General features: G+C 74.3%; 15 protein-coding genes. 14 read left to right on the top strand and 1 reads right to left on the bottom strand.

Annotated features, from left to right (window positions below; genetic code table 11):
* The first annotated feature begins 70 nt into the window (after nt 1-70).
* Nucleotides 71-733: a pentapeptide repeat-containing protein gene (locus GA0070606_RS03450; protein WP_091095021.1), complete on the top strand. Its 663-nt coding sequence runs from the start codon at nt 71-73 to the stop codon at nt 731-733.
* A 197-nt stretch (nt 734-930) separates the two neighbouring features.
* Nucleotides 931-1,425: a hypothetical protein gene (locus tag GA0070606_RS03445; RefSeq protein ID WP_091095020.1), complete on the top strand. Its 495-nt coding sequence runs from the start codon at nt 931-933 to the stop codon at nt 1,423-1,425.
* A gap of 23 nt (nt 1,426-1,448) precedes the next feature.
* Here the strand turns inward: GA0070606_RS03445 and GA0070606_RS03440 are convergent, their stop codons facing one another.
* Complete coding sequence (locus GA0070606_RS03440) at nt 1,449-2,720, bottom strand: MFS transporter (protein ID WP_091107213.1); 1,272 nt, start codon at nt 2,718-2,720, stop codon at nt 1,449-1,451.
* A 72-nt stretch (nt 2,721-2,792) separates the two neighbouring features.
* On the opposite strand from GA0070606_RS03440, the gene GA0070606_RS03435 reads away from it, so the two are divergent.
* The 12 genes from GA0070606_RS03435 (at nt 2,793) to GA0070606_RS03380 (ending at nt 16,253) form a co-directional block, all read left to right on the top strand.
* Entirely contained in the window at nt 2,793-3,767 is a 975-nt protein-coding gene (locus tag GA0070606_RS03435) for an ArsR/SmtB family transcription factor (protein ID WP_091095019.1), read from the top strand.
* A gap of 20 nt (nt 3,768-3,787) precedes the next feature.
* Nucleotides 3,788-4,207: an NUDIX domain-containing protein gene (locus GA0070606_RS03430; protein ID WP_091095018.1), complete on the top strand. Its 420-nt coding sequence runs from the start codon at nt 3,788-3,790 to the stop codon at nt 4,205-4,207.
* Between the two features lie 154 nt (nt 4,208-4,361).
* Nucleotides 4,362-5,597, top strand: a complete 1,236-nt coding sequence (locus tag GA0070606_RS03425) for a snapalysin family zinc-dependent metalloprotease (RefSeq protein WP_425413020.1) — start codon at nt 4,362-4,364, stop codon at nt 5,595-5,597.
* Nucleotides 5,598-5,728: 131 nt separating this feature from the next.
* Nucleotides 5,729-6,370 carry a hypothetical protein gene (locus GA0070606_RS03420; protein WP_141721572.1) on the top strand — a complete coding sequence of 214 codons (642 nt, stop codon included), beginning with the start codon at nt 5,729-5,731 and terminating at the stop codon, nt 6,368-6,370.
* Nucleotides 6,371-6,568: 198 nt separating this feature from the next.
* On the top strand, nt 6,569-7,636 hold the full coding sequence (locus GA0070606_RS03415) for a LacI family DNA-binding transcriptional regulator (RefSeq protein ID WP_091095015.1): 1,068 nt from the start codon (nt 6,569-6,571) through the stop codon (nt 7,634-7,636).
* Entirely contained in the window at nt 7,633-8,568 is a 936-nt protein-coding gene (locus GA0070606_RS03410) for a carbohydrate ABC transporter permease (RefSeq protein WP_245724553.1), read from the top strand. Before GA0070606_RS03415 ends, GA0070606_RS03410 begins: the two co-directional genes overlap by 4 nt.
* A gap of 58 nt (nt 8,569-8,626) precedes the next feature.
* Nucleotides 8,627-9,466 (top strand): carbohydrate ABC transporter permease, encoded by an 840-nt coding sequence (locus GA0070606_RS03405; RefSeq protein ID WP_091095014.1) that lies wholly within the window; start codon nt 8,627-8,629, stop codon nt 9,464-9,466.
* A gap of 35 nt (nt 9,467-9,501) precedes the next feature.
* Nucleotides 9,502-10,794 carry an ABC transporter substrate-binding protein gene (locus GA0070606_RS03400; RefSeq protein ID WP_091095013.1) on the top strand — a complete coding sequence of 431 codons (1,293 nt, stop codon included), beginning with the start codon at nt 9,502-9,504 and terminating at the stop codon, nt 10,792-10,794.
* 2 nt (nt 10,795-10,796) lie between these two features.
* Nucleotides 10,797-11,993, top strand: coding sequence for an ADP-ribosylglycohydrolase family protein (locus tag GA0070606_RS03395; RefSeq protein WP_091095012.1), 1,197 nt, complete (start codon nt 10,797-10,799; stop codon nt 11,991-11,993).
* Entirely contained in the window at nt 11,990-13,372 is a 1,383-nt protein-coding gene (locus GA0070606_RS03390) for an ADP-ribosylglycohydrolase family protein (protein WP_091095011.1), read from the top strand. Before GA0070606_RS03395 ends, GA0070606_RS03390 begins: the two co-directional genes overlap by 4 nt.
* Entirely contained in the window at nt 13,369-14,307 is a 939-nt protein-coding gene (locus tag GA0070606_RS03385) for a PfkB family carbohydrate kinase (RefSeq protein ID WP_091095010.1), read from the top strand. The genes GA0070606_RS03390 and GA0070606_RS03385 overlap by 4 nt, the downstream gene beginning before the upstream one ends.
* Complete coding sequence (locus GA0070606_RS03380) at nt 14,304-16,253, top strand: SUMF1/EgtB/PvdO family nonheme iron enzyme (protein ID WP_091095009.1); 1,950 nt, start codon at nt 14,304-14,306, stop codon at nt 16,251-16,253. Before GA0070606_RS03385 ends, GA0070606_RS03380 begins: the two co-directional genes overlap by 4 nt.
* Nucleotides 16,254-16,257 lie beyond the last annotated feature (4 nt).

Below are 16,257 nucleotides of genomic sequence, written 5' to 3'. Positions count from 1 at the left end.
CGCCGACACGCGGCAACATCGGATACGCGGGGTGGCGTGCCCACCCCGCGCCTACCCAGGTTGAGGACACATGCGCACCACCACAGTCGGCGACATGACGATCCTGCTGCCGGACCTCGACCCAGACGACCTCGACAGCGTGACCGACCCGACGGACAGTCTCGTCGAGGCCCTCGTCGAGGACGCGTCCTGGCGCGGCACACAGTTCGAGGAATCCAGCGTCCACAGCAGCCGAATCACCGGCGCAGACCTCAGCGAGAGCACCTGGGAAGCGGGAGCGCTCTACGGCTGCGAAATCGTCCGCACCGATTTCTCCGGCGCGACCCTCACCGGCACGACGATCGAACGGAGCGCCGTCATCGGCTCACGGCTCACCGGCGTCAGACTCACCGATGTCCGCCTCAAGGACGTCCTGTTCGACAGCTGCCGCTTCGACTACGCCACCCTGCAGCGCATCGTCGCCGCCGGCTCGGTGGCCTTCACCGACTGCACCCTCACCAACGCCACCTGGTCCTCCTGCCGGCTTCCTGGCGTAGCTCTGCGATCATGCGACCTCGCTGGCATGGAACTGGACTCGTGTCACCTCAACGGCGCAGACCTGCGGGGCAGCCGCCTGCAGGGGCTCAAGACGCCACTTGAGAACCTGCGTGGCGTCGCCCTCGGCGAGGACCAACTTTCCGACCTCAGCCAGCTGGCCGTCGACGCCCTGGGCCTCACCGTGCGTAGCGACTGACGGCAAGGAAACCTTGTGGCCGTGGGCGCTGCCCCTGCGACGTCCTTTCCGGGCTCTCCCACGCCACGGCCGAAGCAACCGCGTCAGTCGTTCCGCGTCGGCGTCTCCACCCGCGCCGCGATCGTTGGCCGATGAGAGGAGACGCCGCAGGTCGCCGCGTGACACGATGCCGGTGGACCCGAGCAGGGGAGGCCAGCGTGTCGACACCCACCACCGAGCCGAGCCAGCTGCGCGGTCGCCTGACGCGGGTGATCCTCTTCCACGGGCTGCTGGCGGCGGCGTTCGCCCTGCTCGCCGCCGTGGGTGCGACGTCGACGGCCCGGGGTGCGGTGGCGTTCGCCCTGCCGTGGCTGATCGTCGGGGGAGCCGGTGCGCTCGGTGCGCTGCTCGTCGTCGTGGTCGCCTGGCGACTGCGCGACGGTCCGACGCCGGCGGCACCGCGCCGCTGGCCCGCGCGCTGGGAGACGTCGGCGCGCCTGGGCATGGCGCTGGCCGCGCTGGTGGCGGCGACCGTCGCATACGTGGTGGCGCCCGCGGGGTCGGAGCGCGGCTTCGTGCTCGGCGTGAACGGGACCCTCGCCGGCGCGTTGGCGCTGTTCGCCCTGGCCGCCGGCGACGTGCGACGCGCCGCCCCCCACAGCGCCGGCGCCGCTCGGCGATCGGGTCGGCGCCGGCGACGGCACGAGCCGTGATCCCCACCGGAGAAGGGCGACCGTCAGGCGTTGGTCGGCGCGGGCGGGCGGCGCAGCGTCCGTAGGGGCGAGCAGAACACCGGCAGCCAGGTCAGGGCGTTGGTGAGCGCGCCGACCACGAGGCAGGTCCGGACGTCGGCGTACTGACCGAGCAGGCCGGCCGCCATCGCGCCGACGGTGAGCGCCCCGGTGAGCAGGAAGCGGAAGGTGGCGTTCATCCGGCCGAGCAGTGCGTCCGGGGTGGCGCCCTGGCGCAGGCTGACCCCGATGACGTTGCCCACGCCCGTGCGCCAGGCCAGCGCCAGCCAGCCGAGCCCCGCCGCCCACAGCATCGCCCCGGTGTCGATCAGCGGGACGAGCCCGCCCAGCGGCGCGACGAGCAGGCCGGGCAGCCAGAGCGCCCGACCGTGGCCGATCCGGTCGGCCAGTGGCCGGGCGGTCACCGCGCCGAGCAGCGCGCCGACCCCGCCGGCACCGAGGAACACGCCGAGGGCGGCCGCGCCCAGGCCCAGCTCCCGCAGGAAGACCACCGGAAGCATCGTGGTGGTCAACTGCATGGTGAGGTTGATGCCCGCGGTCGACAGGGCGAGGGGCCGCAGCAGCGGGTGGCCGGTCACGTGCCGGACGCCGGCGCTCAACCGCCGACCGAATCCGTCCGCCTCCCGGCGCGCCGGCCGGCGCGGGGCACCGGCGGGGATGCGCCGGAGGATCGCCGCGGAGGCGGCGAAGCTCAGCGCGTCCGCGACGATCGCGACGGGTGCGGTGAGGACCTGCACCACCAGCCCGCCGAGCCCTCGCCCGGCGATCTGGAGGGTGGCGTTCGTGCTCATCATCAGCGAGTTGGCCGCCACCAGCCGGTCCCGGCCGACGAGTTCGGGCAGGTAGCTCTGCGCCGCCACGTCGGCGAAGACGGTCCCGACACCGGTCAGGAGCACCACCACGTAGAGCTGTTCCATGGTGAGCCGGCCGGCCCACCAGGCCACCGGCACGGACGCGACGAGCGCCGCCCGCAGCAGGTCGGCGGTGACCAGCACGGCCCGGTGGGGCCACCCGTCGATCCAGACCCCGGCCGGCAGGCCGATCACCAGGAACGCGGCGGTGCTGAGTGCGCCCAGCAGCCCCACCTGACCGGGGCTCGCCGCCAGCAGGGAGACGGCGAGCACCGGCACCGCGAGGTGGCCGACGTGGAAGCCGATGCCGTCGACGAGGGCGGCGGTGTAGAGCAGGCGGAACGAGCGGGGCCAGCGGGGATCGGGGCGCCGGCCGCGGGCCGTCGCCGTCGCAGCGGTGATCATGCCGACCACCGTGCCGGCGGGGTCGCCGGGCGGCGATAGATTCGATCCTCGCCGAATCCACGGGGGCGGACGATGATGCTGGTCGGGCTGGGAGCGCGGGACCTCGCGACGACGCGGTTCGCCGTGTCGCCGCTGTGGGAGGTGGTCGCCAGCGTGCGGATCCTCCGGGGCGCGCGCCGGTTCCCGGAGCACCTGCCCTGGGTCGAGCGGGTCCGGCCGCGCCTGGCCGGCCTGGACTGGCGGATCCTCGCCGACCTGGTTCCGGATCCCGCGGTGGTCATCCCGACCTTCGTCTGCCCGCCGCCGGCCACGTCGCAGCCTACCCTCGACGTGGAGCTGGCGACCCTGGTCGCCACCCCGGCCGAGGCCGTGCGGGCCAGCCTCGACGGCCAGCCCGGGCCCCGTCCACCGCGGCTGACCGAGCTGTACGACGATCCGCCGGCCGGGTTGGCGCGGCTCGCGGCGGTCGTCCGGGCGTACGCCGACGTGGCGATCGGGCCGTACTGGCCGCGGATGCGCACCCTGCTGGAGCGGGAGGTGCTGCTCGGCGCGGCCCGGATGGCCACCGACGGGGTGCAGGGCCTGCTCAACCACCTCGACCCGTACGTCCGGCTGGAGGGTGACACGCTGCACGTCGAGCATCTCGTCGCCTCCGGCGAGGTGCGTCTCGACGGGCGCGGCCTGCTGCTGGTCCCGTCGGTCTTCGCCGGGCCCCGGGTCTGGTCGAACTTCGGCTCGCCTGGTGGGCAGCCCGTGCTTCGCTACCCGGCCCGCGCCGTGGCGACGCTGTGGGAACGGGACCCGACCCCGCGCGGCCGGGGGCTGGCCCGGGTGCTGGGGCGTACCCGGGCGGCGCTGCTGCACGAGCTGGCGGTGCCCACCTCGACCTCGGAGCTGGCCGACCGCTGCGGGCTGAGTCCCGCTACGGTGTCGGCGCACCTCGGGGCGCTGCGCGACGCGGGCCTGGTGGGCGCCCACCGCGCCGGGCGCTTCGTGCTGTACGCGCGGACGACCGCGGCGGAGGCGCTGGTCGCCGCCGCCCCGTGACCACTGGAGAAGGAAGCGACATGACCGCACGTACGCCGAAGGTCTCCTGCGTCTTCGTCTGCCACGACGGTGTCGGGCGGTTGCTGCTGGCCCGGCGCGCGGCCGGCGCCCGGGACGAGCCGGGGACCTGGGACACCGGCGCGGGGGCGCTGGAGTTCGGGGAGAGCTTCGAGGCGGCGGTCGGCCGCGAGGTCACCGAGGAGTACGCGGCCACTCCGCGGTCGCTCACCCTGCTCGGGGTGCGCAACGTGCTGCGCAACGACCCGCCCTCGCACTGGGTGGCGGTGCTCTTCGCGGTCCGCGTCGACCCGGCCGAGGTGGCGATCGGCGAGCCGCACAAGTTCGACCGGATCGGCTGGTTCACCCGCGACGCGCTGCCCGCGCCGCTGCACTCGCAGCTGCCGGCCACCCTGGCGATGCTGCCCGATCCGCTGCCCTGACCGGACGCATCGCCGCCGGCCGGCCGCCGGCGATCCGGGCGAGTTGGCCGACCGGTGAGTCGGTGAGCGTGCCGGTGAACGGGTGGGGGCGCTGGTATGACGATTCCGTTATGCCGTATATCGACGCCGTTCGCTCTAGCATTCACGTACATCGATGACCGGCGGTGGCACGCCGCCGGCCAACTCAGGGAGTGCGTGTATGTTCCGACGACAACTGCTGCGCGCGGCGACCGCCGCGCTGGCGGCGGTGCTGGCCGCAACCGGAATGCAGGTCGCCACCGACACGGGCGCGTCCGCCGCCGCCCGCACCGTCTACTACGACGCCAGCCGCGCCGGCGAGTTCCGCACCAACTTCGACCAGGCCGCGGCCATCTGGAACAGCCGGGTCAGCAACGTCCAGCTGGTGGCGCGTACGCCGGGCAACGTCACCATCTACGTCGACAGCGGCTGGCCCCGGGCGCAGGTCACCAGCCTCGGCGCCGGCCGGGTCTGGATGGGCTGGACCGCCGTCAACCAGGGTTACAACCGCACCCGCATCGCCACCCACGAGCTCGGCCACATCCTCGGCCTGCCCGACCGGCGTACCGGGCTCTGCTCCGACCTGATGTCCGGCAGCAGCGCACCGGTCTCGTGCACCAACGCCTACCCGAGCGCCGCCGAGGCGTCCCGGGTGGACCAGCTCTTCGCCGGCGGCCTGGCCGCCGCCGAGGCGCCCACCGGCACGTTCTCCTGGAACGACGGTGACGACATCTCGCCGTACGTGGTCGGCGGCCGGCCGGCCACCGAGAACTACCCGTGGATGGTGTACGTCTCCGGCTGCACCGGCACGCTGATCAAGGCCAACTGGGCGGTCACCGCGAGGCACTGCTCGACGCCGTCCTCGGTGCGCGTCGGCAGCATCTACCGCAACAGCGGCGGCACGGTGGTCAGCGTGGTCCGCGCGGTCAACCACCCGAGCGTGGACGTGAAGCTGCTGCAGCTGTCCAGCTCGGTCGGCTACGCCCCGGCGCCGATCCCCAGCACCTCGGGCGCGGTCGGCACCGCCACCCGCATCATCGGCTGGGGCCAGACCTGCGCTCCGCGGGGCTGCGGCGGCGCCCCGACCGTCGCCCACGAGCTGGACACCTCGATCGTGTCGGACAGCCGCTGCCTCGGCATCAACGGCCCGTACGAGATCTGCACCAACAACACCAACGGCAACTCGGGCGCCTGCTACGGCGACTCGGGCGGCCCGCAGGTGCGCCGGATCAACGGGGCGTGGGCCCTGATCGGCGCCACCAGCCGGGCCGGCAACAACAACTCCACCTGCGCCACCGGCCCGTCCATCTACGTGGACCTGCCGTCCATCCGGACCTGGATCAACACCCAGGTCGGCGGCCTGCCGGCCTGACGATCCGATCCTGGGGGGCGCCGCGTCGGCGGCGTCCCCCGTTCGTCTGTCCGGGGCGTCACGCGGCGAGCACCCGCAGTGCGGTACGGTGCGTGACACATCGACCCCTTCCGAGGTGAACCATGCCGGCCGTGGCCGCACTCGCCCTGACCCTGGCGCTCGCCCCCGCGCCCACGCCGTCGGCCTCGGGCGGGCCGGTCGGCGACCTCCTCGGTGGCGTGGGGCAGATCGTCGACGACCTGCTCACCGGCGGTGGCCGGGCGACGCCGAGCGCCTTGCCGACGCCGACGCCGTCCGGCTCGACCGCCCCGCCCGGCCCGTCGACGCCGGCCGGTCCGTCGGCGGTGCCGGCCGCGCCCGGCGCGACCCCGTCGGCCGCCGCGCCGGCTCCGGCCGCCGGTGCGGGCCGGGCCGCCGAGGGGCCGGGCGACCGCAGGGCGGCGGTGCCAGGCCCGAACGGGCGGACGTCCACCTCGGACGCCCCGTCGAGCGTCGGGGCCGCGCCGCTGACCGACGACGGGGGAGCGCAGCGGTGGCTGCTCTACGGTCTGGCGGCGGCGGCCGTGGCGGTGCCGGTGCTGCTCGTCGGCCGCCGGCGTCGACCCGCCGCGCCGGCACCCGCCGCCCCGGCCGGCGCGCCCGTCCCCACACCCGACCCGGACGGGGAGCCCGTCTTCGACAACGTGACCCGGCTGCCGACGAACCTCAACGCCATCTACGAACTGGGTCGGCTCGACGAGCGGCTCAGCCAGGAGCGCGACCGCCGGTCCTGACGGTGGAGCGGCGGCCCGGACAGCCGCCACCGCCCACCGGGCGCGGGCCGCGTCGGGCACGGCACGTGATCCGCTGCTGACGCTCTGACCAGCGTTTCCGTCGGTTGGAAACGTTTTCGTAACGGACCCTTGACCTGCTCGCCACGGGCGGCGCAGACTCCCGGAAACGTTTACAGAAATCAGGTGGAGGTGCCAGGCGTGGGTCGTAAACGTTTACAGGAGTCGGCCGACAGCCGGCCCACCGTCCACACCGTCGCCGCCCGCGCCGGCGTCTCCATCGCCTCCGCGTCCCGGGTCCTCAACGGCGTCGGCGGCAGCGAGGAGACCATCCGCCGGGTCCGCGCCGCCGCGGCCGAGGTCGGGTACGTGCCCAACGCCATCGCCCGCTCGCTGCAGTCCCAGCGCACCGGCCTGATCGCCCTCGCCGTCGAGGACATCGGCAACCCCGTCTACGTGTCGATGATGCGGGCCATCGAGGCGGTGGTGGCCGCGTCCGGCCGGCAGTTGCTCGTGCACGCCACCGGCGGGCGGATCGCCAACGAGACGGCGCTGCTGAGGCGGCTGGCCAACCGCTACGTCGACGGCATGATCCTCTCGCCGATCCGGGTCACCGACGACCACCTCGCCGCGCTGGTGCAGAGCCCGGTGCCGGTGGTGGTGGTCGGTCAGCTCGCCGCCGACGCGCCCGTCGACAACGTGCGGACCGACTCCCGCCGCGGCGTCGCGCTCGCCGTGGAGCACCTGGTGGCCAGCGGGCGGCGCCGCATCGGTTTCGTCAACGGCCCGCTGGACACCGTCCCCGGCGCCACGCGCGACGCCGGCTTCCGCGCCGCGCTCGCCGAGCACGGCATCCCGCTCGACGAGCGGCTGGTCGAGGTCGGCGACTTCCAGTACGCGCCCGGCCGCGCGGCGACCGAGCGGCTGCTCGCCCGGGCCCGCCCGGACGCCCTGGTCTGCGCCAACGACCTGATCGCCGTCGGCGCGCTGCACGCGTTGCTGGCCGCCGGGCACCGGGTGCCCGAGGACGTGGCGGTGGTCGGCATGGACGACACCGAGCTGGCCCAGATGATGTTCCCCCAGCTGTCCAGCGTCTCGCTCGGCTCGGCCGAGCGCGGTCGCCGGGCGGCCGAGCTGCTGCTGCAGCGGATCGACGACCCGGCCCTGCCGCCCCGCCGCGAGCAGGTGTCGCCCAGCCTCGCCGTCCGCGCCTCCAGCCGGGCGGCCGTGCCCGCCCCCCGCCCGTCCACCGAGGAGGTGCCGTCGTGACGACCGTCGCCGAGCGGCCGGACGTCGACCGGAACGGTCCGGGCCGGCGGCACACCCGGTCCCGCTCCGACCGGACCATGATCTACCTGCTGCTGCTCCCGTCGCTGCTGCCGATCCTGGTGCTGTCTGTCTTCCCCCTGGTACGCGGCATGTACCTCGGGTTCACCGACGCCCGGGCCGGACGCAACGTCGAGGTGAGCTTCACGGGCTTGGAGAACTACCGCGAGCTGCTCGGCGACGAGCTGTTCTGGAACTCCTTCCAGGTCGGCCTGCTCTGGGCGTTCGGGGTGACCGTCCTGCAGTTCCTGCTGGCCCTCGGGCTCGCGCTGCTGCTCAACCAGCGGCTGCGCTTCCGTGGCATGGCGCGCGTGCTGGCCGTGGTGCCGTGGGCGATGCCGCCGGTGGTGGTCGGCATCCTGTGGAAGCTGGTCTACCACCCGGACGCCGGCCTGCTGAACGAGTTCTTCCACCGGGTCGGCGCCGACGGTCTGCGGACCAACTGGCTCGGCGACTTCGGCACCGCCCTGCCCGCCGTGATCGTCGTCGGGGTGTGGGCTGGCATGCCGCAGACCACCGTCGTGCTCCTCGCCGGCCTGCAGGGGGTGGGTCGCGAGCTGCACGAGGCGGCGGCGGTGGACGGCGCCAGCACCTGGCACCGTTTCCGGCACGTCACGCTGCCCGCGCTGGCCCCGGTGATCGTGGCCATCACCTCGCTGGACTTCATCTGGAACTTCAACTCGTTCGGCCTGGTCTACGTGCTGACCGCCGGCGGGCCGGGCGGCAAGACGATGCTGCCGATGCTGTTCGCCTACGAGGAGGCGTTCCGCTACGGCAACTACGGCTACGCCGCCGCGCTCGGCAACGTGATGGTCGTGATCATCGTGGCGCTGCTGGCCGTCTATCTGCGTCGTCGGCTCAGGGAGGCGAACTAGCCATGGTCGGTGTCGGAAGTGACCCCGCGAGCCCCGCAGTCCTGATCGGAGGGCAGTGATGTTCGGAAAGCCGAGCCGCACCGGGCGGGCGTTGCAGTACGTCGCGCTGGCCGGCTACCTGATCTTCCTCGGGTTCCCGCTGGTCTGGCTGGTCTCGACGGCCTTCAAGCCGCCGCGCGAGCTGGTCCAGCTGCACCCGACGCTGATCCCCGCAAACCCGACGGTGGAGAACTTCGTCCAGGCGTTCACCGAGCAGGAGCTGGGCCGGGCCGCGCTGAACAGCCTCCAGGTCTCGCTCGCCTCGGCCGTGCTCACCGTGCTGGTGGCGCTGCCCGCGTCGTACGCCCTGGCGCGGTTCCGCTCGAAGCTCGGCACCGCGGCGCTGGGCTGGGTGCTGCTGTCCCAGCTCTTCCCGTTCGTGCTGCTGATCATCCCGATCTTCCTGGTGCTGCGGCAGGTCGGGCTGGCCAACACCCACGCCGGGCTGGTGCTGATCTACGTGGTGTGGGCGCTGCCGTTCGCGCTGTGGATGCTGCAGGGATTCGTGCGCAACATCCCGCGCGAGTTGGAGGAGGCCGCCTCCGTCGACGGCGCCAGCCGGGTGCAGATCCTGCGGCGGGTGGTCTTCCCGCTGCTCGCCCCCGGGCTGGTCGCCACCGCGCTGTTCTCGTTCATCTCGGCCTGGAACGAGTTCTTCTTCGCCCTCGTGCTGATCAAGACCCCGGAGCTGGCGACCCTGCCGGTCGCGCTGGCCCGCTTCGTGGGCATCGAGGGCACCGCCCGCCTGGGCCCCCTGGCGGCCGGTTCCCTGCTGGCCACCCTGCCCAGCCTGATCTTCTTCGCGTTCATGCAACGCCGGCTCTCGTCCGGGTCGCTCGCCGGCGCGGTCAAGGGCTGACACCGTCCCCCACCCACCACCAAGGAGGTACCCCCATGCTCCGTACCAGATTCCGTCGGCTCGCCGCGGCCGCGGCGGTCGCCGTCGTCGGCCTCGGCGCGCTCACCGCGTGCGGCGACGGCGGCGACGACGAGGCCACGTCCGGCCCGGTCAAGCTGCGCTTCCTCAGCCTGGCCTGGCAGAAGGAGTCGCTGCAGGCCAACAAGGACCTGGTCGCCAAGTGGAACGCCGAGCACCCGGACATCCAGGTCGAGTACGTCCAGGGTGACTGGAACTCGATCCACGACCAGTTGCTCACGTCCTTCGAGGGCGGCGACGCGGCCGACATCGTGCACTACGAGGCGTCCGCCATCGGCGAGTTCAGCAAGCAGGGCTACCTCGCCGACCTGTCCAAGCTCGTCTCGGACGACCTGAAGGGCCAGATCGACAAGGGCGTCTGGGACACCGTCACCTACGACGGCAAGGTCACCGGCGTGCCGTTCCTGCTGGAGTCGCAGGTCGTCATCGCCAACAAGAAGCTGCTCGACGCCGCCGGTGTCGCGGTGCCGCCCGCCGACGGCGGCTGGACCTGGGACGAGTTCCAGGCCAACGCGCAGAAGCTGACCAAGCCCGGCCAGTACGGCGCGGCCTGGGCGCTGAAGTCGCCCACCAACCGGGTGCTGAACCTGGCGCTCAACTTCGACGGGAAGTTCTTCTACACCGACGGCGGCCGCACCGAGGTCAGGGTCGGCGACGCCGAGAAGGAGGTCCCCAAGCGCATCCACGACATGATCTACACCGCGAAGTCGGCCTCCCCGGAGGCGCTCGGCATGAGCGGCGCGGACACCCTGCCCGGCTTCTTCGGCGGCAAGTACGCGATGCTGCCCGGCTCGGTGTCGCTGCGCCAGCAGATGGTCGAGCAGGCGCCGGCCGGCTTCGAGTGGGTCACCCTGCCGCCCATCAAGGGGCTGTCCAGCAAGCAGGCCGCCAACCCGCAGACCCTGTCGGTCGCCGAGGACTCCAAGCACAAGAAGCAGGCGGCGCAGTTCATCGAGTTCTTCCTGAACCCGACCAACATGGCCGCCCTCGCCAAGGGTGACTGGCTGGTGCCGACCGGCAAGAAGGCCAACGAGGAACTGGTCAAGCTCACCGGCGGCAAGCAGGGCTGGGACGTCGCCGCGGACAGCGCCGCCGACCTGACCGTCGCGCCGTTCCAGCAGGCCCAGGGCTACCCGGAGTGGAAGACCAAGTACGCCACCCCGGCCCTCCAGCAGTACTTCGCCAACAAGATCACCCTGGACCAGCTCGGCACGCAGCTGGTCGACGGTGGCAAGCAGGTTCTGAGGTAACGATGTCTCTCCTTCTCGACAAGTCGGTCGGATGTCTCGTCGGCGCCGCCGTGGGTGACGCCCTCGGCGGGGCGACCGAGACGGCGCTTCCGGAGCAGATCCGCGCCCGCTTCGGCGGCTGGGTCGAGGGCATCGTGCCCCCGTACCACGCCGACTGGGCGACCGCGCGGCCACTCGCGCCGTACCACAAGGGCGACGGGCACATCACCGACGACACGTTGATGACCCACGCCCTCGTGCGGGCGTACGCGGCCAAGCGCGACCACCTCGACGCGTACGACGTGGTGGAACTGCTCGTCCCCGACCTGATCGAGCGGGTGGTATACATCCCGGACCTGGAGCGCGAGGGGGTGACCTTCCACCGGCTCGCGGCCGCCGAGCGGTGGCTGGTCACCCGCCTGCACCACGCGCACGCCGACCCGCGCGAGGCGGGGGTCGGCAACATCGTCAACTGCGGTGCGGCCATGTACATGGCCCCGGTCGGCATCGTCAACGCGGGCGACCCGGCCGGGGCGTACGCCGAGGCGGTGGAGATCGCCGGGGCGCACCAGCACAGCTACGGCCGGGAGGCCGCAGCGGTCTTCGCCGCCGCGGTCGCCGCCGCGGCGGCCCCCGGCGCGGGCGTCGAGGACGTGGTCGCCGCCGCGCTCGACCTGGCCCGCGACGGCACCCGGTCAGCCATCGACGCGGTGGTCAAGGAGGCCCGGGGGCACCGGGACTGGCGGGCCGCCATCGGTCCGCTGCGCGCCGCGGTCGCCCCCTACGACACGGTGGGGGAGGAGTACCGCAGCCCCGGGCTGGGTGCCCGGCGGCCGAGCCGGCTGCACGCCATCGAGGAGCTGCCGGTGGCGATCGGCATGCTGGTGGTGGCCGGCGGCGACTTCCGCGAGGCGGTGCTCGGCGCGGTCAACTACGGCCGCGACGCCGACTCGACCGCCACCATGGCCGGGGCGATCGCCGGGGCGCTCGGCGGCACGACGGCCGTGCCGGCGCAGTGGTCGGAGGCGGTCGCCGCCGCCTCCCGCACCGACCTGGTCGCGCCCGCCCGGGCGCTCGCCGAGGTCGCCACGGAGGTCTTCGACCGCGACCGGGAGCGCTTCGCCCGCCGCGCCGAGCGTTTCGCCGGCCTTGCCGACGCCGTGGCCGGCGGCACGGTCGACGGACCGTCGGGGGCGGTGGCCGGGGAGCCGGCGCGGTGAGGATCACCTGGGTGCAGCCCGAGGACCTGCTGCCGCACGAGATCGCGGCCAGCCGGGACGAGGGGCGCGACGTCGACGCGATCGCGCGGGAGTGGAGCGTGGCCGGCGGAGAGCTGACCCCGCCGGTCAGCGGGGCCTCGCCGACGCCCGCGCCGGCGCGGCTGCGGGCGCTGGCCGCCCGACTGCTCGACGAGGTCGACGCGCTGCCGGGCGCCGGCGGCCCCGACGAGCCCGAGGACCTGGCCGGCGTCCGCGCCACCTGGCCGGCGGCGTGGTCGCTGCCCACCGGACCGGCCGCGTACGACCGGCTGCACGGCGCGTGGCTGGGCCGGGCGGCGGGCTGCCTGCTCGGCAAGCCGGTGGAGAAGATCCCCCGTCACGGGATCCGGGAGATCCTCGTCGCCACCGGTCGGTGGCCGCTGCGCGACTGGTTCACGGCCCGAGGGCTGCCCGCCGACGTGGCGGCCCGCTGGCCGTGGAACCGGCGCAGCGCCCCGACCAGCCTCGCCGAGAACATCGACGGGATGCCCGAGGACGACGACCTGAACTTCGCGCTGCTGGCGCTGCGCGTGCTGGAGACCCACGGGCGGGACTTCACCAGCGCCGACGTGGCGCAGGCCTGGCTGGACTGGCTGCCCGGCGGCCGGGTCTTCACCGCCGAGCGGGTGGCCTACCGCAACCTGCTGCTGGGGCTGGCCCCGCCGGACACGGCGCGGCGGCACAACCCGTTCCGGGAGTGGATCGGCGCGCAGATCCGCACCGACGTGTACGGCTGGGTCAACCCCGGCCGCCCCGACCTGGCCGCCGAGCTGGCCTGGCGCGACGCCACGGTCAGCCACGTCCGTGCCGGGGCGTACGGGGCGATCTGGGTCGCCGCGCTGGCCGCCGCCGCGACCGTGGCGGGCGACGTCGACGAGGTGCTCGACGCCGGTGAGGCGGTGCTGCCGCCGCGCAGCCGGTTCGCCGCCGCCGTCCGGGAGGCACGCGCGCTCGGCTCCGGCGTCGACGACTGGGAGACGGTGGTCGACGAGCTGTACGCCCGGCACGGCCACCTGCACTGGGTGCACGTGCGCAACAACGCCGCACTGGTCGCCGCCGCGCTGGCGTACGGCCGCGGCGATCTGGAGCGGTCGATCTGCGCGGTCGTCAGCGGCGGCTGGGACACCGACTCGACCGGCGCGACCGTCGGCGCGGTGACCGGGGCGCTGACCGGCGCGTCGGGGCTGCCCGAGCGGTGGGTCGGCCCGCTGCGCGACCGGCTGGCCAGCAGCATCGCCGGCTTCGACGGCATCGGCTTCGGCGAGCTGGCCGCCCGCACCCTCGCCCTCGCCGACCCGGCGCCCTCCGGCGTCGCCGCGACCCGGGGCGGGCTCGCGTGAGCGCGCGGGTGGTCGTGGTGGGCAGCGCCAACCTGGACCTGGTGGTCACCGCGCCGCAGCTGCCCCGCCCCGGCGAGACGGTGCTGGGGGAGGACTTCCGGACGGTCCCCGGCGGCAAGGGCGCCAACCAGGCCGTCGCCGCAGCCCGCGCGGGCGCGCGCTGCGCGTTCGTGGGCGCGGTCGGCGCCGACGAGTTCGGCCAGCGGCTGCGGGACAACCTGGTCGGCGCCGGGGTGGACGTCGCCGGCCTGCGTACCGTCCCCGGCCCCTCGGGGGTCGCCCTGATCGCGGTCGACCGGGCGGCGGAGAACTTCATCCTCGTCGCGCCCGGCGCCAACGCCGCCCTGACCGACCTGGACGCCGCCGACGCGGCGGCCATCGGCGCGGCGGACGTGCTGCTGCTGCAACTGGAGGTGCCGCTGCCGACCGTGGTGGCGGCGGCCGGCCTGGCCCGCGCCGGAGGCACCACCGTCGTGCTCAACGCCGCGCCGGCCGCGCCGCTGCCGGCGGAGCTGCTGGGGCTGGTCGACGTGCTGGTGGTCAACGAACACGAGGCGGCCGTCGTCGCCGAGGCGGACTCCGCCGAGCCGCGCGTCCTGCTCGACGCGCTGCTGGAGCGGGTGCCCCGGGCGGTGCTGACGCTCGGCGCGCGGGGCGCCGCGTACGCCGACCGCAGCGGCCTGCGGCTGGAGATCGCCGCGCCGCGCATCGAGGCCGTGGACACCACCGCGGCCGGCGACGCGTTCACCGGCGCCCTCGCCGTCGGCTGGGCCGAACGCGGCGGTCCGGTCGACGCCGACACGGTCAGCGCCGTCCTGCGCTGGGCGTGCGCCGCCGGCGCGGCCTGCGCCCAGCGCCCCGGCGCGTCGACCGCGCTGCCCGAGCGGGCCGCCATCGAGGCCCTGTACACCGCCACATATCCGGGGATGTCATGAGCTTCAACCCGTACGTGCCGCGCCCGATCGACCGGCCCACCGACGTGCCGCTCGGCGGGCACGCCGACCTGACCGCGCTCGACGAGGCGAAGATCTTCGCGGCGCCGGACGACCCGGCGCACTGGCCCGCCTGGCGCGAGCAGCTCACCCGCTGGCGCGCCGACGCGCGGGCCAGGCTGGGCTACACCGGCGCGCACTACGACGAGATCCCGCTGGACTGCTTCAGCGTCTGTCTCGCCTGGCTCTGGGACGAGACGCTCTACGACCACGAGCGCGGGGTCTTTACCGTCGAGGAGTTCCTCGACGCGGCCGACCGGGACTTCGGCGGCTTCGACGGGGTGGTGCTCTGGCACGCGTACCCGGTGATCGGGCTGGACGAGCGCAACCAGTTCGACTGGTACCGGGACGTGCCCGAGCTGCCCGAGGTGGTGCGCGCGTTCCAGGCCCGTGGGGTGCGGGTGTTCGTCGACTACAACCCGTGGGACACCGGCACCCGACGGGAGGCCGGCACCGACGCGCGGGAGGTCGCCGCGCTGGCCGGCAAGCTCGGCGTCGACGGGGTCTTCCTGGACACCCTCAAGGAGGGCGCCGACGAGCTGCGCCGCGAGCTGGACGCCGTCCGGCCCGGCATGGTGCTGGAGGGCGAGAGCCGGGTGCCGCTGGCCCGGATCGCCGACCACGCGATGTCCTGGGCGCAGTGGTTCGCCGACTCCGAGGTGCCCGGCGTGCTGCGGGCCAAGTGGTTCGAGCGGCGGCACGTGCTGCACCACACCCGCCGCTGGCACCGCGACCACCTCGACGAGCTGCACTCCGCCTGGCTCAACGGGGTCGGGGTGCTGGTCTGGGAGAGCGTCTTCGGCGTCTGGGTCGGCTGGAACGACCGCGACCGGGCGGTGCTGCGGGCGATGCGCCGGATCCAGGCCAGCCACGCTTCGTGGCTGCGCGCCGAGGACTGGGTCCCGCTCGCCGACCACCCGGGCACCGGCCAGGTGTACGCGTCCCGCTGGACGCACCAGGGCGTACCGCTGTGGACCGTGGCGAACCGCGGCGGCGACCACGACGGGCCGTGGCTGGTCACCGAGCCGCGTCCCGGGCGGCGCTTCGTCGATCTGGTCACCGGCGCCGACCTGACCGCCACGCCGACCCCCGACGGTCGGGTCGCGGTGGGCGGCCCGCTGCCGGCCGGCGCGATCGCCGCGGTGGTCGCCACCGACGCCGCCGTGCCGGCGCACCCCGCCCCGACCGGCGACCCGTCCTTCCCGGCCCGCGCCGCGGTGCGGGCCCGCACCCCGTGGGCGCCGCGCGCCGATGCGCCCGACGGCATGGTCGCCGTCGACGGCGGCCGGCGCGAGCTGCTGGTGCGGCACCGGGTGCGCGAGACCGGACTGTACGGGGAGACCCCGTACGTCGACGAGTGGAAGCCGCTGCCGCCCCGGCTGCACCACACCGGCACCCTGCGTCGCAACGTGACGCTGGGCCGGTTCGCCATCGACACCCACGAGGTCACCCACGGCCAGTACGCCGAGTTCCTGCGCGCCACCGGCTACCGACCGGTGCGTTCCGAGCGGTTCACCGCCGGGCAGGGCCCCGCCGACGCGCCGGTCACCGGCGTCGAACTGGCCGACGCCCGCGCGTACGCGGCGTGGGCCGGACTGCGGCTGCCCACCGAGGACGAGTGGCAGGTGGCCGCCGAGGCGGGACTGCTGACCCGCCGTGAGCCGCTGGTGTGGAACCTGACCGAGAGCGAGCACTCCGACGGGCGTACCCGGTTCGTCATCGTCAAGGGCGGCGCCGCGTACCGGGCGGAGGGCTCGGACTGGTACCTCGACGGCGGGCCGCAGCCGCCCGACGTGTCGGTGAAGCTGCTGCTGACCGGCGCCGGGACGAGCCGCTCCGACCAGGTCGGCTTCCGCTGCGCCGCCGACCTGCCGACCGGACGGGAGTGAGCTG

Source organism: Micromonospora citrea (genome assembly GCF_900090315.1).
GTDB classification, from domain to species: domain Bacteria; phylum Actinomycetota; class Actinomycetes; order Mycobacteriales; family Micromonosporaceae; genus Micromonospora; species Micromonospora citrea.
Note: the sequence above shows the minus strand (reverse complement) of the source record. Positions and strands in the feature narration are given on the sequence as shown.

What these genes read in the sequence shown, in the direction of transcription:
- GA0070606_RS03450 (WP_091095021.1), top strand. Translation starts at nt 71, where the DNA reads ATGCGCACCACCACAGTCGGCGACATGACGATCCTGCTGCCGGACCTC.
- GA0070606_RS03440 (WP_091107213.1), bottom strand. Translation starts at nt 2,720, where the DNA reads ATGATCACCGCTGCGACGGCGACGGCCCGCGGCCGGCGCCCCGATCCC.
- GA0070606_RS03435 (WP_091095019.1), top strand. Translation starts at nt 2,793, where the DNA reads ATGATGCTGGTCGGGCTGGGAGCGCGGGACCTCGCGACGACGCGGTTC.
- GA0070606_RS03430 (WP_091095018.1), top strand. Translation starts at nt 3,788, where the DNA reads ATGACCGCACGTACGCCGAAGGTCTCCTGCGTCTTCGTCTGCCACGAC.
- GA0070606_RS03425 (WP_425413020.1), top strand. Translation starts at nt 4,362, where the DNA reads ATGACCGGCGGTGGCACGCCGCCGGCCAACTCAGGGAGTGCGTGTATG.
- GA0070606_RS03405 (WP_091095014.1), top strand. Translation starts at nt 8,627, where the DNA reads ATGTTCGGAAAGCCGAGCCGCACCGGGCGGGCGTTGCAGTACGTCGCG.
- GA0070606_RS03400 (WP_091095013.1), top strand. Translation starts at nt 9,502, where the DNA reads ATGCTCCGTACCAGATTCCGTCGGCTCGCCGCGGCCGCGGCGGTCGCC.
- GA0070606_RS03395 (WP_091095012.1), top strand. Translation starts at nt 10,797, where the DNA reads ATGTCTCTCCTTCTCGACAAGTCGGTCGGATGTCTCGTCGGCGCCGCC.
- GA0070606_RS03380 (WP_091095009.1), top strand. Translation starts at nt 14,304, where the DNA reads ATGAGCTTCAACCCGTACGTGCCGCGCCCGATCGACCGGCCCACCGAC.